Below are 17,566 nucleotides of genomic sequence, written 5' to 3'. Positions count from 1 at the left end.
TACACAGTTCCTAGTACCTGCATTTTACTATAGATTGGAAAAAAGTGCTGCCTCTATGGAGACAGCACTTCATTGTGGTAGCATACCCTGTTTCTGCCGGAATGCTTTGCTTTATATAAATATTCGTCCGCCTGCTGCACCACTTTTTCCGGATCATTTACTGTCTCCGGATAAGCCGCAACCCCGATAGAGACGGTAAGGCGGATTGTTTTATCTTCATTAACAGGAAAGGGATGCTCTTCCACTGCCTTCTGAATACGTTCTGCGATTTCCACAGCCTGGGAGGTGGTGCATTCAGGAAGAATTACAGAAAACTCCTCTCCTCCATTTCGTGACACAATATCAATCGTACGGGTCGATCTTTTTAATACTTCTCCTAATTCTGCCAGAATTTTATCTCCCGCGGGGTGACCGTATGTATCATTTACTTTTTTGAAAAAATCAATATCCAGCATGAGCAGTGCAATTTGTTCTTCTTTCTCTTTTGCTTTCTGCATCATTGTATTCCAGACTTTATCAAACTGCCGTACGTTGTTCAGTCCAGTTAAAAAGTCTACCGAAGCTTCTTTTTGATAACGCTGCAGCAGATAATTGGATCTGCTTTGATAATCTACCAGAAAGACGCTGATCAGTCCCCCGAGAAACGCAATAGCCCAGTAAACGGGAAGCAGCAGAGCAAGAATCGCTGCATCTTGTACAAGATACGTGATAATAAGAGAGAAAATCACATTGGCTGCGATAATCATGTAGACAGCTTTTTTATAAAGACCGTCCCTCGTTTTTATTTTCTTATGAATAATAAAATAAGCAAGCAGGATACCCGCAATCCAGAAGAAAGCTCCAAAAGAAGATATATTGATGCCGAACAGAAAACGTCCGATCACAATGATTGCTGCACTTAAGGCAGCGGGCTTAATGCTGATAAACAGTGTGAGCAGCATCACGGGAATAAAACGCAGGTCCACAATTGTTCCCTCTGTTACTTCAATTGCGTAGTTCATCAGAATAATACCCAGCACTCCGCCTGCAATGCCGTCGAAAAGGAAAGAAAAAGTCGCGCTTTTCTTTCCTACATTTAATTTCCACCTTATTTGCTGATATCCAAATATCAGTGCTACAAGAATACATAAATTAATTAATAAGTCATCGATGAGCAAATAGAACACTCCTAAAATAAATGGATTTCCTCTTCAGCTGAGTATCATTATAAACGATCTTTTTAAAATAAAGCGATACGGTGCTCTTAAATGCTGCTTTCAGCTTGAAGCGCTGTATAAACGTGCACTTTATTTCTTCCAGCTTCCTTTGCCTGGTAAAGTGCTTTGTCTGCTTTTATTAATAACTGGGAAAGAGTCTTATCTTCAGCAGTCACTGCAGCGACGCCGCTGCTTAATGTCACAGTAATGGGACCAGTGGGAAAAGATACAGGCTGACACGCTAAGTTCTCGCGCAGCTGATTGGCCAGTGCTTCTACTTCCAGCAGCGTTTTTCCACTTACTGCAACCACAAATTCTTCCCCGCCATACCTGGCAAACAGTATATCTTCCGAAAGCTGCTCCTGACAGCTGTTTACTACGTGTTTTAACACCTCGTCCCCTGTATCATGACCATAGGTGTCATTTACAGATTTAAAAAAATCAATGTCAGTTAAAATGACAGTGAAAGGGACTGCATTCTTTTGTGCTTCGATGAACATTTTCTCACTATGCTGAAAGAAAGCTCTGCGATTATAAACATTCGTGAGTTCATCATAATACGCCTGATGTTCCAGTTTCCACTGGAGCTGCTTCAGCTCAGTAAAGTCGCTGAAAATAAGCAGCATACCTTTCTTCGCACTTCCCTGCATCAGCGGAGAAGTGCGGATTTGATAAACCTTCTTTGGAAATTCAGAAAACTCGAATTCCTGCGTGCACGAAGTATCCGTCATGGCAGCCGGAAAGGGCTCCCCGCAAGCTTCGATCCACACAGAGGAGAAGTCTCTGCCGAGCAGTGATCTTTTTAAAAAATTAAACATACGGCTGGAAGCCTGGTTAAATTCAATTATTTGATTCCGGCTGTCGAGCACGATCACACCGTCATGAATGCTGTGGAAAATAGATTCCTTGGCTATCGGCATAATCGTAAACAAGCGGGAAGCAGTAGTAGACCAGAGAAGCAGCGCGGAGGAAATCCACAAAACCGTCGGCACTGGATCAATTCCCGGCGGCGTTGCTCCAATTAAATACACAAATGCTGTACACATTGGCACAAGCTGGCTGATCATTAAAGCGATCAGCTGCGGTCTGTAAGTTTTCTCCGTTTCCTTCCAGCGGGATACTAACATCAGAAACGCCGCAAACATACAGGAGAAAATAAAGGTTCCATATATCATATACCAGATACCAATTTCCTGAGTAATATAAGGCAGCCCCATGCTGGGATGAACGTCGAATACTCGATAGTGAAAATGATGCACATCATTTGTTGCCACGAGAAGCAGCGTGACGGCAGAGAAGCTCATTAAGGCCGCCGTCCCTCTTTTTGTAATCCGCTTACCTAAATAATACCTAATAAACAGAAGCCCTGCTGGCGGAGAAAAGGCGAGACCAATATACTGCACGGTGGTCCAGAATTTAATTTCTTCGAGCGTAGTTGCCATTAACCCAAACGCCGCGGCGAAACAGTAAATCGTAATGAGAAAAGTATATAAAACAAAGAAATTTGCGATTTTCGTAAAATAGTGGCGTTTTAATAACACATATGTACCTAAAAATAAATTGAACACACCCGACGTACATATAAGTGTAATATAAGCAGTTAATTTCAGGTCCACGTGCTTTCTCCCTCTTCATATTCATTTTATCTTTAATGTAGCATAAACAAGACATAAATCCAGCAGTTTCGTTACATTATTTTTCCATTATTTTGTGTCTGTCTGCGTGTAGCGGGCATTTCAACATTGGGAGCGTGCTTTTCAGGGTGCTATTTTACTCCCACGGCCGCTATTTTACTCCAATCCGGCTATACTGACATCCAAATGCTCTATATTAACATCTAAACACGCTATACTAACATCCAAACACCATATAATAACATCTAACTCCTCTATACTGAACTCCCGGCCCGCTATGCTGTCTCTTCTCTCCAGCCTTCCAGCACGCAAAACCTTTACAGAGCATATTACCTGCTTCACTTCAGACCGCTTCCTATAGAAACTGCAAAATAGAGCAGCTAATTTACGTTCGTGCCCGCTTATTTTACTCCCGCGGCCGCTATTTTACTCCGATCCGGCTATACTGACATCCAAATGCCCTATATTAACATCTAAACACGCTATACTAACATCCAAACATTCTATAATAACATCTAACTCCTCTATACTGAACTCCCGGCCCGCTATGCTCACATCCAACTCCCTTGCACCCCTAAAGAAGAACACCCTCCTGCATTTATACAGAAGGGTGTTTCATTAATTTTTCTTAGGCATGATCCAGCTGTTCTTCCACTGATAATCCCAGCTTCTCTGAGGCAAATCGTTCTGTTTCCTGCAGGAGATCTGTGTTTTCGATCAGCGAATGTCCATAGGAAGGGATCATTTCTTTAATTTTCGGCTCCCATTCTTTCATCTCTTCCGGGAAGCATCTGTTTAATATATCCAGCATCACGTGCACGGCAGTAGAAGCGCCGGGCGAGGCACCGAGAAGTGCTGCAATCGAACCGTCTTCTGAAGTAATTACTTCTGTTCCGAACTGGAGCGTTCCTTTCCCATTTTCCTCAGTATCCTTAATGACCTGAACACGCTGTCCGGATACAACAAGTTCCCAGTCCTCACTTTTCGCATCCGGCACAAATTCACGCAGAGCGTCCATCCGCTTTTCTTTGGACAGCAGCACTTGCCCGATAAGGTACTTTGTCAGTGCCATTTCTTTTCCGCCCGCCGCAAGCATTGTCAGCACATTGTTCGGTTTAATTGAAGTAAACAAATCAAACATGGACCCGGTTTTCAGGAATTTCGGAGAGAAACCTGCAAACGGCCCGAACAGAAGCGTCCGCTTGTTTTCGATATAGCGGGTATCCAGGTGAGGTACAGACATCGGAGGAGCTCCTACAGGCGCTTTCCCGTATACCTTGGAATTATGCCGCTGAATGACATCCGGGTTTTTGCAGACCATAAACTGGCCGCTGACCGGGAAGCCACCGATACCCTTTCCTTCAGGGATACCGGATTTCTGCAATAGGTGCAGGCTTTTTCCGCCGCCGCCGATAAATACAAACCGGGCGCCATGGCTTTCATCCTGTCCACTCTCTTCATTTTTCACTTTCAGTTCCCAGGAGCCGTCTTTCTGCTGGGTCAGGTTGTCCACACGGCGGTTATACTGGATGGAAACGTTCTGTGCTTTAAGGTGATCTGTCAGTTTCAACGTCAGGGCACCGAAATTCACATCCGTTCCACCGTCTATTTTCGTTGCCGCAACCGGCTGCTGCGGATCACGCTTTTCCATCATCAGCGGGAACCAGTCCTTCAGCGTCTGTGGATCTTCGCTGTATTCGATGTTGCGGAACAAAGGATGTGCTCTCATTGCCTCGTACCGTTTTTTCAGAAAAGTAACGTTATCGTCCCCGTGTACAAAGCTGATATGCGGAAGCGGCATAATAAACTCATGCGGATTGCGGATTCTCTTTTGATCGACGAGGTAGGACCAGAACTGCTTGGATATCTGGAAATGCTCGTTAATCTTTTCCGCTTTGGAAAGGTCGATAGAACCATCCGGCTTTTCGTTTGTGTAATTTAATTCACATAGTGCAGCATGCCCGGTTCCGGCATTGTTCCATTCATTCGAGCTTTCTTCTCCCGCTTTGGGAAGCTTTTCAAGTATCGTAATTTTCCACTCCGGCACAAGTTCTTTTAAAATGGTGCCTAAAGTGGCACTCATTATTCCAGCACCGATTAAAATAACATCTGATTTGTAATCTTGGTTGCTCATCTATGACCATCCTTATATCATGAAATTTACAGTAAGAAACAGGTGCACTTCAGGACGCCCACCTCTGCTTCTCATGCTTATGAAATGTGTCTCAGTTTCATTCAAATTCTTTCGAACTGCTTGGACAAAAGAAATCACTCTGCTTATATAATGTATTAAAGCGTTTTCTATTCTCTGAATATTAATTATAAACTATTTTCCCAGGTAAAAAAAGTGATATTGCATGCAGGGAGAAGAAGGATGGGAGAAAAAAGAAATTTTCTTCAAACAAATGAAACATGAGATGGGAAAATATGAAGAGAGACACGAATCATTCGAGGGAGAATTCATAGTTTTTATACTTGCAACTATAAAACAACTCCATGGAACAGACCAACGGCAACCTTTCAAAAAACCCCGTTCTCCTGAATAGAGACAGGAAAACGAGGTGTAGTACTGCTGTTTATGTACTTCTTAATTCTTTATTTATAAAATATGCTTTCCGATCAGCCGGTCCAATTTTCGGATATCCACCTTTTTGTTCAGATTCAGCTTGAAGGTACCTGCTTTCGTCCAAAGTTCCAGCTCTGCATTAAAGTCGAGTGTCCCTGCATTTTGAATACATGATAATTGATTTAAACGGAATCGTATAGACCTCCACTTTCTTTCCAGTGATGCCCTGCTTATCTGCAATAATAAATCGCTTATTTGTTACGACTGCCACATCCCGGACGGTTTTGTAGGCAATTTCAGGCACTTCCCTGTCCACCAGTATTTCATTGATTTCTTTTGGAATAGAAGTTTCCCCTGTAAAGGTCCATGTCATAATTGCGCTTAGTTCTGCCATATGTATTCCCCCCTTTCCAGCCTCCACCTGTTGAAACCCTCAGCTGTTCATCTGCGGAGATTCCGGATTTATCTCCATGAATTCCAGCCAATTCCCATCGGGATCTTTGATCCAGAACTGCCAGTTTAAATCTTTTCCCTGAGAAAGGTCGGCTGCAAAAGGAATGCCCTGCTCCTTTAACTGCTCAGCCAAAGTACGAATATCCTCCACCTCAAAGCAGATGTGATCGAGCTGAGGCTTCTCACTTTCTGTGCCGCCGTAAAAAAGCTCTATAAAGCTGCCTTCCGCTATTTTAATATAGACAATCCAGGGCGAGCCGTCTGATTCATGCAGCTCAAATGCTTTTTGAAAACCAAGCGTATCGCAGTAAAACTCCAGCGATCGATCCATATCTACTACATGAAATGCTTTGTGATGTATTCCTTTGATCATCATAAATCACTGCTTTCTTTTTTTATTTTGAAATTACTCTTTAATGCTATTTTTTACTGGCGAAAATTTCGTTTTACATTTTCAATTATACAATAGAATGAAAATTCTTACTTATTTCTTCTCTCTTTTGTTTTCTGGTCTATGGTAGGATAAAAATAAATAACCAGAAGGAGTCCCTCAGTATGCAGAAGTTAATTATTAAGCAGCTGCCGTTCCATACAGCTGCCGTCAATGCAGTGCAGGAAGAACACCTTTCCAACTATCCAATCGTCTATATTTTACATAACGAAAAACGGCGTCCGGATGCTTATATCGGCCAGACGGTGCAGGCATCACGCCGCATGAAACAGCATCTGAAGGACAATAAGCGGCATAAACTTGACCGCTTTATTCTTATCGGACATGAACGGCTGAACCAGTCCGCGACGTATAATATAGAATCAAAATTGATTAATCTGTTTATTGCCGATAACCGCTACCGGCTGCAGAACGTAAGCCAGACAGCTTCCCGGCAAATGCATAATTACTATGATAAAGCGTATTACAACGAGGATCTTTTTCATCAAATCTGGGAACATCTTCGTCAGGAAAACATTGCAGAAGGCTCTATTGACGCCCTCGAAAATAAAGATGTCTATAAACTTTCTCCTTACAAAGAATTAACCCCGGAGCAGGTGGAGGTCAAAGAGCGGATTCTTGCTTTTTGCCGCGAGCGCATGATGGCATCCGGCCAGCATGTCTTTATCGTGGAAGGAGACGCCGGGACAGGAAAAAGCGTCCTGCTGAGTTCACTTTTCAACACGATTCAGGATTCAGCTGCAGAAGCTTTCTCTCCTCTTTACCAGACAGATAACTACCTGCTGGTAAATCACGGAGAAATGCTGAAAACTTACAAAAGCATGGCAGGAAGTCTCCCGAATTTAAAAAAGAAGAACTTTGTGAAGCCCACTTCGTTTGTAAACCAGCTGGACAAACAGGGACGGATGGCAGATATTACGCTGGTTGATGAAGCACACTTGCTGCTGTCCAAACCTGATACTTATAATAATTTTCATTATGACAATCATCTGGACGAAATTATTAAACGCAGCCGAATCACGATTGTCATTTTTGACCGGCGGCAGGTGTTAAAGCTGAAAAGCTACTGGAATGAACGGCTTATGCAAGAAATCACGAGTCATTACCAGGCAGACACGATGCACTTAACCAATCAGATGCGGATGAATATAGATGAGGAAGCACGAAGCTGGCTTGAAGCATTTCTGACGAAACAGCTGCGCCCCCTTCCTGAAAGGAAACCAAAGGATTTTGAACTGAAAGTGTTTGATTCTCCTGCACAATTCCGAAAAACGATCGAGGAAAAAAATGAACAATATGGACTTTCCCGTATCGTCTCTACATTTGACTATCTGCACAAAAAAGATAAGAACACTTATTATGTGGATGAAGACGGACTCCATATGCCCTGGAATCAGACGCAGGATAATCTGACGTGGGCAGAGCAGTCAGGGACTATTAAAGAAGTGGGCTCTATTTATACAGTCCAGGGGTTTGACTTAAATTATGTTGGTGTCGTTCTCGGACCCTCTATAAAATATGATGAAGAAAACGATCAGCTTTTCATTGATCCAGCTGCGTATCAGGACCGCGGAGCATTTGCTTCCCGAAGTGACCTCAGCAAAGAAGAGAATGAAAGAATTAAGGAACAGATTATTCTCAACTCATTAAACGTATTAATGAAGCGGGGAATTCATGGTCTTTATCTGTATCCAACCGACCCTGAGCTGCGCAGAAGACTGCTTATCTTACAGGAGGAAAATGCATGAATGATTGGGAGAAACTAATCAAACAGATAGATGATTTTCGGAATGCCCGGGACTGGCGCCAGTATCATAATCCAAAGGACCTTGCCATCTCTCTTTCTATAGAAGCCGCAGAGCTGCTGGAAGACTTTCAGTGGAGGAGCAGCAAGGAAGCTGTCAGGAGCAACGCAGAAAACATTCGGGAAGAAATTGCAGACGTAATGATATACGCACTCATGCTCTGTTCCGAGCTAGATCTCGACGTCCAGGAAATTATTGAGGAAAAACTGAAAAAGAATGCAGTAAAATACCCAGTAAAATAAAAGCGGGGCAGATTTTTTCACTTGGAAAAGGTCTGCCTCGCTTTTCATAGATGGCTGTTTTTTTATTCTACAAGCGCTATCTTCACTTTCTCCTGGACCCATGCTGCAAATTCATCTGCAGGAAGTGGACGGGAAAAGTAATAGCCCTGAATTTTCGGATCTTCTATCATTGTCTTTATAAAACTTACCTGCTCCTGCGTTTCCACTCCCTCAATCACGACTGGCAGCTGCAGCGAGTAGCAGAGTGTAATAATGGCACTCAGCAGCGCAGCGTCCCTCGCCGAGGCCGGAATACTGTCTACAAAGGATTTATCAATTTTTATCGTAGAGACAGGCAGCCGCTTTAAATAGGATAAAGAAGACAGACCGGTTCCGAAGTCGTCCAGCGCCACTGATAAGCCGAGCTGTCTGAACTCGTTTACTGCGGTGATCGCATTCTCAATATTGTCAATCACGCTCGTTTCTGTAATTTCCAGCTCCAGCAGCCTGCTTTCCAGTTTATATTTGATTAAATTTTCTTTTAAGACCCGCAGCAACCTCGAGGAAGTAATATACGCCCCCGGAATGTTGATCGAGACCGGGCCCGGTTGCATCCCCTCCTGCCTCCAGCGGGAGAGCTGCTGACACACTTCTTCTATAATCCAGTCCGTTACATCAAATATCTTTTCACTTTCCTCCAGCACCGGGATAAACACACCCGGAGAAATCATACCGTGCTGCGCATGCTGCCAGCGAAGCAGTGCTTCCGCTCCTGTCACCTGCAGTGTTTTAGAACACACCTTCGGCTGATACACGAGAAACAATTCCCCACTGGTCATTGCTTGACTGAGATCCTGGACAAGCTGCTTTTCAAAGCTGTAGGTATGCACTGCCGGGTCGTATGCTGTGAGCTCATGATTGTAGCGTATCGACGGGTGCTGCAGCACAGCCATTACTTCTGAAAACAGCTGCCTGCCTTCTTTCTTTTCCTCTGCAAAAGACACGGCTCCTGCAACTTCAATTCCGACGTGATGCTCCCCAATTTTCAGCGGTTTTGTAAACAGCATCAGCATCCGTTCCAAGCTGGTTATCATGTTTTCCTGCGGTTGTTCCCGGGGCTGCAGAATAGCAAAGCGGCCTTCCTCAATCCGATACACCTTGGCACCGGCAGGCTTTAAGCTTTGAATAATATCCCCGGCCGCCTTAATAATCTGGTCACCAAACTCATATCCGTGCGTACTGTGCTGTTTTTCCAGATGATGAAGGTGAATGACAGCAAGGCTTCCATCGATAGATCCCCGGCGGATCTCCTTCTCGAAGGTCCGCTGGTTGGGAAACATGGTGAGAGCATCGACGAAATTGATACGGTGGTCCACGTACCGGTCCAGCATGCTTGTGAGTACTGAAATCAACAGCAGCAGCGCAATTCCAGTTGACACGAAGCTGACAATTACAAATACGTCCATTTCGTGCATATGCATATGTGCGGCGAGAGGCTCCTCTGTATAGAACACTACAGCCGCCATACCTGTATAATGCATGCTCGTAATAGCTAACCCAATCAGGATAGAGGAGACGATTTTAATCAGCTGGTTATCCATATACCGCTGCAGCCTGGAAAAGGTAAACAGCGCAATGTAAGAAACAACAATTGCAATGAGCACTGAACTGAGAAATATCCATGGACGATAGACATACTGTGCTTCCATTTCCATCGCAGCCATTCCCACATAGTGCATTGAAGAAATACCAAGCCCCATAATGATTCCGGCAACCACAATCGGATAGTATGAGGTATGTGCTTTATTGGAAAAATAAAACGCCAGATAGGAAGCCAATATAGCAGGCGCGACAGAAACTATTGTGAGAAGCAAATTGTACTCCATCTCCACCGGAAGCATGAATGCGCTCATTCCTACAAAGTGCATCGACCAGATACCGAGTCCCATAGCGAAAGAAGAAAGCATCAGCCAGAAATTTTTGTGAAAAAAGCTGTTCTGCTGCATGCGCTGATTCATGGAAAGAGCAGTATATGCGGCACAGCAGGCAATAATTACAGACAATATGACAATCCAATGTAAATACTCCCCGTCCAAAATGGCGACTGTGGGAGAATCTGGTAAGGAAAACATGGGCGGCAACCTCTTCTATCTATTTATTTTTTGTTATTAAATATTAATAAATTTATAGTACACAATGCATAAGACTTTAACAATAACTACCCGAAAAAGTTCATATATATCACACTATTACACATGACAAATTATTTATAAAATTCAATATCTGAAGATAACAGCAAGTACTTTTTTGAAGCATACAAAAAGCGGGGAAGAGTCATTCCTTCCGCGCTTAGAAATTCATTTATGTGTCTAGCTGGTACCTTTCCATCTTATCCGGTTTGAGAGCCTCTGGATTTTTTTCCTAGCAGCATTTCTTCAATGTTTTCCGGAGGCACCGGCTTTGAAAACAGATAGCCCTGCCCCATGCTGCATTGATACTCTATCAACGTTTTCAGCTGCAGTTCGTTTTCAATCCCCTCCGCGATGACACCGAGATTTAAATTGAGTCCCATCGCAATGATTGTTTTTACAATCGACTGCTGCCCATCGTTTTCCATATCATCAATGAATGACTTATCAATTTTCAAGACGTCGATCGGCAGTTTCTGCAGAATCAGCAGCGAGGAATAGCCTTTACCGAAATCATCGATGGAGGTCTGAATTCCTAATTTCTTTAGTGCTGCTAAAATCTTTGTGCTTTCTTCAATATCCTGCATAATACTTTCAGTGATTTCCAGCTCCAGCTGACAAGGTTTGATTCCTGTTTTTTTGAGAATTTCTCTTACATCCTTTAAGAACTCACTATGCTGGAACTGCCGGACAGAGACATTTACCGATATACCCAAGGAAGGCATCCCCCTGTTCAGCCAAACTCTCTGCTGCTCGCAGGCCTGCTCCATCACCCATCTGCCAAGGGAAACGATCTGTCCTGTATCTTCTGCCACCGGAATGAATTCACCGGGGGAAACAAAGCCCAGCTCCGGATGCTTCCATCGCAGCAACGCTTCCACTCCAACAATTTCCTTCGTTAACAAATTTACTTTCGGCTGGTATACGAGAAAAAGCTGCTCTCTTCCTGCCGCTTTCTGCAGTTCGTTTTCTATCATCATTTTTCTTGCAGCAGTTTCACTGAGTGCTGCTGTATAAAAACTGTAGTTATTTTTCCCATTTTCCTTGGCATGATACATCGCCACATCCGCATGCTTCAGAAAATCTTCCACCTGATTTTCTTTTCCTGAAACAATATTAATTCCTATACTCGGTGTTACAGCTGCTTCATGCCCATCTACGGAAAATGGCACTTTAAATTCCTCCAGCAGATTTTCCGCATAATCTCTGCATTTCTTTTCACTGGTTTTGAGCAGTATAATTACAAATTCATCTCCGCTTAAGCGGTAGATAGAGGTGTTATTATCCGACACATTTTTCAAACGTTCCGCAGTTTGAATCAATATTTTATCACCGAAAAAGTGACCCAGCGTATCATTGATGACCTTGAAGCGGTCCAGATCAAGCAGTACAAAAGCAATCGTATTGTGGTGCACTGCTTCTTTAAACTTTGCTGCATCTTTATTAAAGCTTGCCCGGTTTTTCAATCCGGTTAATGGATCATGATATGCCAGAAATCGATATTCATTTATCAGCTTTTTGTTTTTATTCATAATGTAAAGCTGCCGGCCGATCATCATCATAAAAGTAATGGTGAGGCCTGCGCTCAGTGCGTTAAAGTTCCAATCATAAGAATAGACAACTAACACGTTCATAATAACTACACTGGCATACGGGAAAAAGTTTTCTCTCGTTTTAAAAGGGTTCTGTATTTCCCAGTAAATCTCTGATGCATCTTCTTTTGCATATAATCCTGCAAACCCGATCATCCATATAGCAAGCAGCCAAAAAAGAACTACAATATTCCCTCCCTGAAAACTGCCTGTATGAGATAAATAAGCACTGCCCATGTCTGCGGCAACCTGTAAAATAAAACCAATAACAATGTACAGCATCAGCTGGTGCTCTTTATTATTTTTAATTAAGTAATACAAAATGGTAACTACAAATAAAATACTCAGGCTAACGACAATAAAAATAAGTGAGATAGCTGTAATAAGCGGTGAATCCGCTGCGTAAGCAATGATAGGATTTATTAAAAAGTGAAGACTCACTGCTGAAGCTGTAATCACAAAGATGGAAGTTTCAAAGATATAGGAAGTTTTTGATACAGCTCTGCCTATCTCCTTTGTTTTAATAATTAACGCTGCCAAAAAGAAAATATATGCCAGCAGCCAGATCAGATATGAAGAATCATTAAAATCGACTTCCCTTTGATCGATCAGGTAATGCAGCCATAGAGTATTTGCCAAGAAATACAGGCCCAGGCCGATACTCAGCAGCAGCCAGAACTTTTTTTGCTTCTCAGTCACCTTCCGGCAGGCCTGCCACACCCAGACAAAGCTGAATCCTGCTGCAATCAGCTGCAGGACGCAGCCACCCACCGACCTCATCCATTCATCTTCTGTAAAAATAAGATTCCAGATAAAAAACAAAGCAATATTGATGATCAGAATATATATAGGTAAACGTCCAATCTTCAGCATAGTAATCCCTCTCCGTCTGATAACTGCAATTCTGTAAGCTTTAAGCTATCGAGGAAAAATTAATGATCATTTTTTCCCCCTGCATTTGTAATGCTTATTAAATACTCTTCTTCTAATATTAATCCTATAATACCACTATAGATATAATAAAGGTAGTTCTTTTTACTTATTTACCTCACGCAGCTGCGTGGAACGCTTTTACTCCCCAGCTCCACATCCGCTGCGAATAAAAAGTCTCCATACTTTAGTGATACTTTCCCATTCACCCCTATGATTGTTTGCGAAATGTCTTGCTTATTTATCTTTAACAGCTTATTATATATCTAAATGATATATATCTTTTAGATAGGTGTGAAATGATGAAACCATATAACGATACTACGTACGCGATTTTAGGAATATTAACGACAAATTGTAATTCCGGCTATGCCATCAAACAATTTATTGATCAGAGCCTGAATCATTTCTGGAAGATCAGCTACGGCCAGATTTATCCTGCCCTGAAGCTGATTGTCGAGGAAGGTTTGGCTGAGGTAAAAACCTCTTCTGCTTCAGGAAGAGCAGACAGAAACGAATATTTGCTCACAGACAAAGGACTGAATACGCTGAAAAACTGGCTGGAACAGCCTGTAAAACAGGTGCCGGTAGAGCGGAATGAAGTGCTGCTGAAGTTGTTCTTTGGCTCTTACCAGTCGAGGGAACAAACTTCAGCTCTCCTCCGCGATTATCAGCAAAAGCTGGAAATACGCTATGACACGTATACAGCAATTGAGCAGGGCATTCAGGAACACAGCAAGGAAGATAAAGACGCGATGTACTGGCTGCTGACACTGGATTATGGAAAGAGGACAACGAGAGCTGCAATTGAATGGTGTGAAGAAGCGCATAAAAAATTTACTCCTGAGGAGGAAGAATGATGAAAAAGCAGCTTTATCCCGGTCGTTTCACGGCAGAAAACCAGGAGGATGTAGTCGTTTTTATTATTGGAATGAGAGTGAACAACCGGCTTGCTGTCCGGAAGTGGTTTCCTGTATTCAGTGCGATGCCTGGGATGATTAAGGAGCTTTATACGAATAAAGAAGAACTGGGATTTCTTTCGATGGAAAGCTATTTTGGGCTGCGCACTACGACAATGATTCAGTACTGGCGATCAATGGATGACCTTCTCTCTTATTCGAGAGGTAAAAAACACTTAACTGCATGGAAAAAATTTAATAAAGAAGCAAGGAACAACCATGCTGTAGGTTTTTATCATGAAACGTTTCACGTGAAACATGGCGATTATGAATCTATTTATGTGAATATGCCGCAGTACGGTCTAGGCAGCGCAGTAAAGCATGGCCCGGTAATACCAAGCCAGGATTCCGCCAGTGAAAGAATGGACGCAAAATAACGCCGAGGAAAAGAAGCACTTCCCTTCCTTACAGGAAAAGTGCTTCTTTTTTACTTTCATCAGAATCACAGGAACTTTTTCCCTTTATTTCCGTATAAAAGAAAGAAGATTCGGAGGGATACATAATGAAAAAACTGATACCATTTTTATTGCTGCTTGCTGCCTGCGGTGCTGAGGAGGAAGCGGAAGAGATTTCCGGATTGAATCTTGGCGTTCCGCCGGACGGGGGACCGATTATTATGTTTGTGGAAGATAATCTGAATGGAGAGGAACTGCCTGGTATTCCTGATCCTTCTTTCGATGCAGAGGAGTATGAAGTGGAAGCATATAAAATAGAATACGATGAAAGCACAGAAATTGTTTATCTGGGCACTGGGGAAGAAGTCGAGGATACCAGCCGTCTGGAAGCTCCCCTTTATCAGGAAATTCGGGTGGTTCCGCATAAAGAATTCGAGCCTCAGGTCTCCCGGAACCGGGAAGGCCATATTTTCGAAGATCCTACGCTTCTCCCGGTGCTACACGCAGAGCGCATTGAAATTGAAGCTACAAGCCTGGAGAATATACATACCTATGCGCAGGATTTTTTATCAGCAGACAGTGCGGGTGGAACCGTTGCTGTACTTCTGGCAGAAGGTTCAGAAGAAGCACTGAAATTTGCCACGCAGCAGCAGAAGTTTCATGAGGAAATAAATACACGTTTCCAGGGAGAAGGACGCTGGTTTTTCTGGCAAGTCAGCCAGGACATAGCGGACGCGATCGCCGGTGATGAAATTTCCTACCCCTCCTATTACATCTATCAGAATGATGAAGAGCCCCACCGGGTGGAAAGTATAAACGAAGTACTTGAGTATGTGGAGGATTTATAAGCAGCCGCCTCCTAAGCGGCAGTTCGGAATTACTCTTTCATAGACACAAAAAAGATGATGGGTCCTCTCCCCCATCATCTTTTTCATTTCATCTTTAAGTGCGGTCAAATTCATCTGGATCCGCAAACATCCGCTCATCCGTGTTCAGCGCATTAATTTTTTCCATATCTTCCTGTGCAATTTCAAAATCAAACACATCTGCATTTTCAGCAATCCGATGGGATTTTACGGACTTTGGAATGGTCACAACTCCCGTTTGAATGTCCCAGCGGATAATAATCTGGGCGATCGATTTATTATATTTCTCTGCAATTTCTTTCAGCGTTGGATCCTCGAAAAGCCCGCCCTGCATTAACGGGGACCAAGCTTCCAGCTGAATGCTGTGTTTTTTGCAGAAATCATGCACTTCCCGTTGATTGAACCGCGGATGATATTCCACCTGGTTGACCATCGGCACGATTTCACAGTGGGAGATAATTTCTTCCAGGTGGTGCGCTTTAAAGTTGCTTACCCCAATCGCGCGGACACGGCCGTCCTTATACAGTTTCTCCAATGCTTTCCACGTCTCTACAAATTTTCCCTTTGATGGAAGCGGCCAGTGAATTAAATACAGATCCAGGTAATCCAGCCCCAGCTTTTCCATGCTTTCATCAAAAGCAGCCAGCGCAGCCTCATAGCCGTGATTCGCGTTCCAGACTTTTGTAGTAATAAATATTTCTTCCCGCGGCACACTTGTTTCCCCAATCGCCTTGCCGACACCTTCTTCATTTCCGTAAATCGCTGCAGTATCAATGCTTCTGTATCCGGTTTCCAGAGCAGCTTTTATAGAATCTACTACTTGCTGGCCGTCTTCTACTTTAAACACACCTAAGCCGAGCCACGGCATTTTTACCCCATTATGTAAAGTCGTCGTGCTTTGAATATTTTTCGCCATGTCTGTCACTCCTTTAATCAAATTTTTAAATAAACTTACCGCTCCTTTCATCTCTTCACGATGAAAAGGCTTTCTAAATACCACAAAAAAAGCAGAAATAAACTTTGTTCAGCGTGGAAACTAAGTATACTGAAAGATTTCTTTGTTTTCAAATAATTCCCCTTCCGTTGAACATTGGGAAGAAGCTTCCGTGCAGGTCTTACGCAAAAATCGCCCATTATTAAGATACAGAAAAACGTGCTATAATCGAATTTGTGATTCAGGACAGAAAGGGACATCAATTATTATGACAACTACGGAAACATCCCGGACGTTCCGGGAAAAAATACAACACATTGTGCTGCATCCGGCTTTTCAGCCGACAATTATTGCCATCATTATGTTAAATGGGCTTGTTATCGTGGCAGAATCCTATCAGCCTGGGAATGATCTTCTGCTGCTCCTTGATACGATCATTGTATGGATTTTTGTGGTCGAACTTGTGCTGAAGATCACCGGTCTCGGTGTGAAGAGTTATTTTTCAGAAGGGTGGAATATCTTTGATTTTTCCATCGTAGCACTCAGCCTCATCTTTTATAATACGCCGCTTGTCAGCGTGCTGCGTCTGATCCGGGTGCTCCGTCTTATCCGCATGATCCCGGCGATTCCGGCACTGCGGAAAATTATCGACTCGCTCATGCGCTCTGTACCGGCACTTACCGGTATTCTCGGTCTCACTACCTTGATATTCTCTATCTATGCGATTATCGGCACGACGTTTTTCAGAGGAGTGCTTCCTGCTGAATTTTTCGGAAGCTTTCATAACTCTCTGTTTACCCTCCTGCAGGTAGTGACTTTTGAGTCGTGGGCAAGCCAGGTAGCACGTCCTATTATTGCAGAAATCCCATGGGCCTGGTTTTACTTTGTTTCCTTTATTATTATTGGAGCACTTGTTATCTTAAACCTCGTGGTTGCAGTTATCCTCGACTATCTCGGTCATGACGAAGAGGAAGTCCAGCGAAGACATATGGAAAGAATGTACGAGGAAAACGAGGCGCTTCGGAAAGATGTCCAGGAAATTAAAGAGCTGCTGATTGCCCAGCAGAAAGAGAAAAAATAAGGTGAAGAGGAACTGTCCTAGTATAATGGGCAGCTCCTTTTTCGTTAATCGCATTTTGTATTACTAAATAAATATGTAATAAAATTAATGCAAGTATTTAATAAGCATGCTCTTGCTCATATATAATCCAGTTAGGAATAATTTCCTTAATTCTTTCAATGTGTTTTTCGTCAATCGCTACGATATCTAAAACGTCCCCATTCACATATAACATATAGTGGTGGCTGTGAAATGTAATTTCCACTTTATACCATCATTTTAGTAAAAAGGCATTTAACAAATAGGATATACTAA

At 43.0% G+C, this 17,566-nt stretch carries 14 protein-coding genes and 1 pseudogene; 6 read left to right on the top strand and 9 right to left on the bottom strand.

The genetic code is table 11. The annotated features are described in order from the left end of the window. Window positions 1-53: 53 nt before the first annotated feature. The 5 genes and pseudogenes from BLP92_RS09970 to BLP92_RS09940 form a co-directional block, all read right to left on the bottom strand. Window positions 54-1,157 (bottom strand): GGDEF domain-containing protein, encoded by a 1,104-nt coding sequence (locus BLP92_RS09970; protein WP_090842810.1) that lies wholly within the window; start codon window positions 1,155-1,157, stop codon window positions 54-56. Window positions 1,158-1,243: 86 nt separating this feature from the next. Then, the gene (locus BLP92_RS09965; RefSeq protein WP_090842809.1) at window positions 1,244-2,812 is read right to left on the bottom strand and encodes a histidine kinase N-terminal 7TM domain-containing diguanylate cyclase; all 1,569 of its coding nucleotides are present in this window, start codon (window positions 2,810-2,812) and stop codon (window positions 1,244-1,246) included. Window positions 2,813-3,458: 646 nt separating this feature from the next. Then, window positions 3,459-4,964, bottom strand: coding sequence for a malate dehydrogenase (quinone) (mqo, locus tag BLP92_RS09955; RefSeq protein ID WP_090842807.1), 1,506 nt, complete (start codon window positions 4,962-4,964; stop codon window positions 3,459-3,461). A 465-nt stretch (window positions 4,965-5,429) separates the two neighbouring features. Next, window positions 5,430-5,715, bottom strand: a pseudogene (locus BLP92_RS09945) (PH domain-containing protein). Window positions 5,716-5,829: 114 nt separating this feature from the next. Further along, window positions 5,830-6,222 carry a VOC family protein gene (locus tag BLP92_RS09940; protein WP_090842805.1) on the bottom strand — a complete coding sequence of 131 codons (393 nt, stop codon included), beginning with the start codon at window positions 6,220-6,222 and terminating at the stop codon, window positions 5,830-5,832. A gap of 182 nt (window positions 6,223-6,404) precedes the next feature. Here BLP92_RS09940 and BLP92_RS09935 point away from each other — a divergent pair, with 182 nt between their 5' ends. Together BLP92_RS09935 and BLP92_RS09930 are read left to right on the top strand one after the other, a co-directional pair. Continuing rightward, window positions 6,405-8,048 carry a DUF2075 domain-containing protein gene (locus tag BLP92_RS09935; RefSeq protein WP_090842804.1) on the top strand — a complete coding sequence of 548 codons (1,644 nt, stop codon included), beginning with the start codon at window positions 6,405-6,407 and terminating at the stop codon, window positions 8,046-8,048. After that, window positions 8,045-8,347 (top strand): nucleotide pyrophosphohydrolase, encoded by a 303-nt coding sequence (locus BLP92_RS09930; RefSeq protein ID WP_090842803.1) that lies wholly within the window; start codon window positions 8,045-8,047, stop codon window positions 8,345-8,347. Before BLP92_RS09935 ends, BLP92_RS09930 begins: the two co-directional genes overlap by 4 nt. A 62-nt stretch (window positions 8,348-8,409) precedes the next feature. On the opposite strand, the gene BLP92_RS09925 is transcribed toward BLP92_RS09930, so the two are convergent. Both BLP92_RS09925 and BLP92_RS09920 read right to left on the bottom strand, forming a co-directional pair. Then, the gene (locus tag BLP92_RS09925; protein ID WP_090842802.1) at window positions 8,410-10,458 is read right to left on the bottom strand and encodes a bifunctional diguanylate cyclase/phosphodiesterase; all 2,049 of its coding nucleotides are present in this window, start codon (window positions 10,456-10,458) and stop codon (window positions 8,410-8,412) included. A 257-nt stretch (window positions 10,459-10,715) separates the two neighbouring features. Then, window positions 10,716-12,980, bottom strand: a complete 2,265-nt coding sequence (locus BLP92_RS09920) for a putative bifunctional diguanylate cyclase/phosphodiesterase (protein ID WP_244516762.1) — start codon at window positions 12,978-12,980, stop codon at window positions 10,716-10,718. A 359-nt stretch (window positions 12,981-13,339) separates the two neighbouring features. On the opposite strand from BLP92_RS09920, the gene BLP92_RS09915 reads away from it, so the two are divergent. The 3 genes from BLP92_RS09915 to BLP92_RS09905 all read left to right on the top strand — a co-directional run bounded on the left by BLP92_RS09915 (window position 13,340) and on the right by BLP92_RS09905 (window position 15,239). Then, entirely contained in the window at window positions 13,340-13,897 is a 558-nt protein-coding gene (locus BLP92_RS09915; protein WP_090842801.1) for a PadR family transcriptional regulator, read from the top strand. Further along, window positions 13,897-14,373: a DUF4188 domain-containing protein gene (locus BLP92_RS09910; RefSeq protein WP_090842800.1), complete on the top strand. Its 477-nt coding sequence runs from the start codon at window positions 13,897-13,899 to the stop codon at window positions 14,371-14,373. Before BLP92_RS09915 ends, BLP92_RS09910 begins: the two co-directional genes overlap by 1 nt. A gap of 125 nt (window positions 14,374-14,498) precedes the next feature. After that, complete coding sequence (locus BLP92_RS09905) at window positions 14,499-15,239, top strand: hypothetical protein (protein WP_090842799.1); 741 nt, start codon at window positions 14,499-14,501, stop codon at window positions 15,237-15,239. Between the two features lie 94 nt (window positions 15,240-15,333). On the opposite strand, the gene BLP92_RS09900 is transcribed toward BLP92_RS09905, so the two are convergent. Next, entirely contained in the window at window positions 15,334-16,173 is an 840-nt protein-coding gene (locus tag BLP92_RS09900) for an aldo/keto reductase (RefSeq protein WP_090842798.1), read from the bottom strand. Window positions 16,174-16,459: 286 nt separating this feature from the next. Here BLP92_RS09900 and BLP92_RS09895 point away from each other — a divergent pair, with 286 nt between their 5' ends. Next, complete coding sequence (locus BLP92_RS09895) at window positions 16,460-17,272, top strand: ion transporter (RefSeq protein WP_090842797.1); 813 nt, start codon at window positions 16,460-16,462, stop codon at window positions 17,270-17,272. Window positions 17,273-17,369: 97 nt separating this feature from the next. Here BLP92_RS09895 and BLP92_RS18030 read toward each other — a convergent pair whose 3' ends face one another. Continuing rightward, a complete protein-coding gene (locus BLP92_RS18030; RefSeq protein ID WP_175444243.1) occupies window positions 17,370-17,516 on the bottom strand; it encodes a hypothetical protein in 147 nt (48 codons plus the stop codon). Between the last annotated feature and the right edge of the window lie 50 nt (window positions 17,517-17,566).

The organism is Alkalicoccus daliensis (assembly GCF_900103955.1).
GTDB lineage: Bacteria > Bacillota > Bacilli > Bacillales > Salisediminibacteriaceae > Alkalicoccus > Alkalicoccus daliensis.
This window is presented reverse-complemented; position numbering and strand designations above follow the sequence as displayed.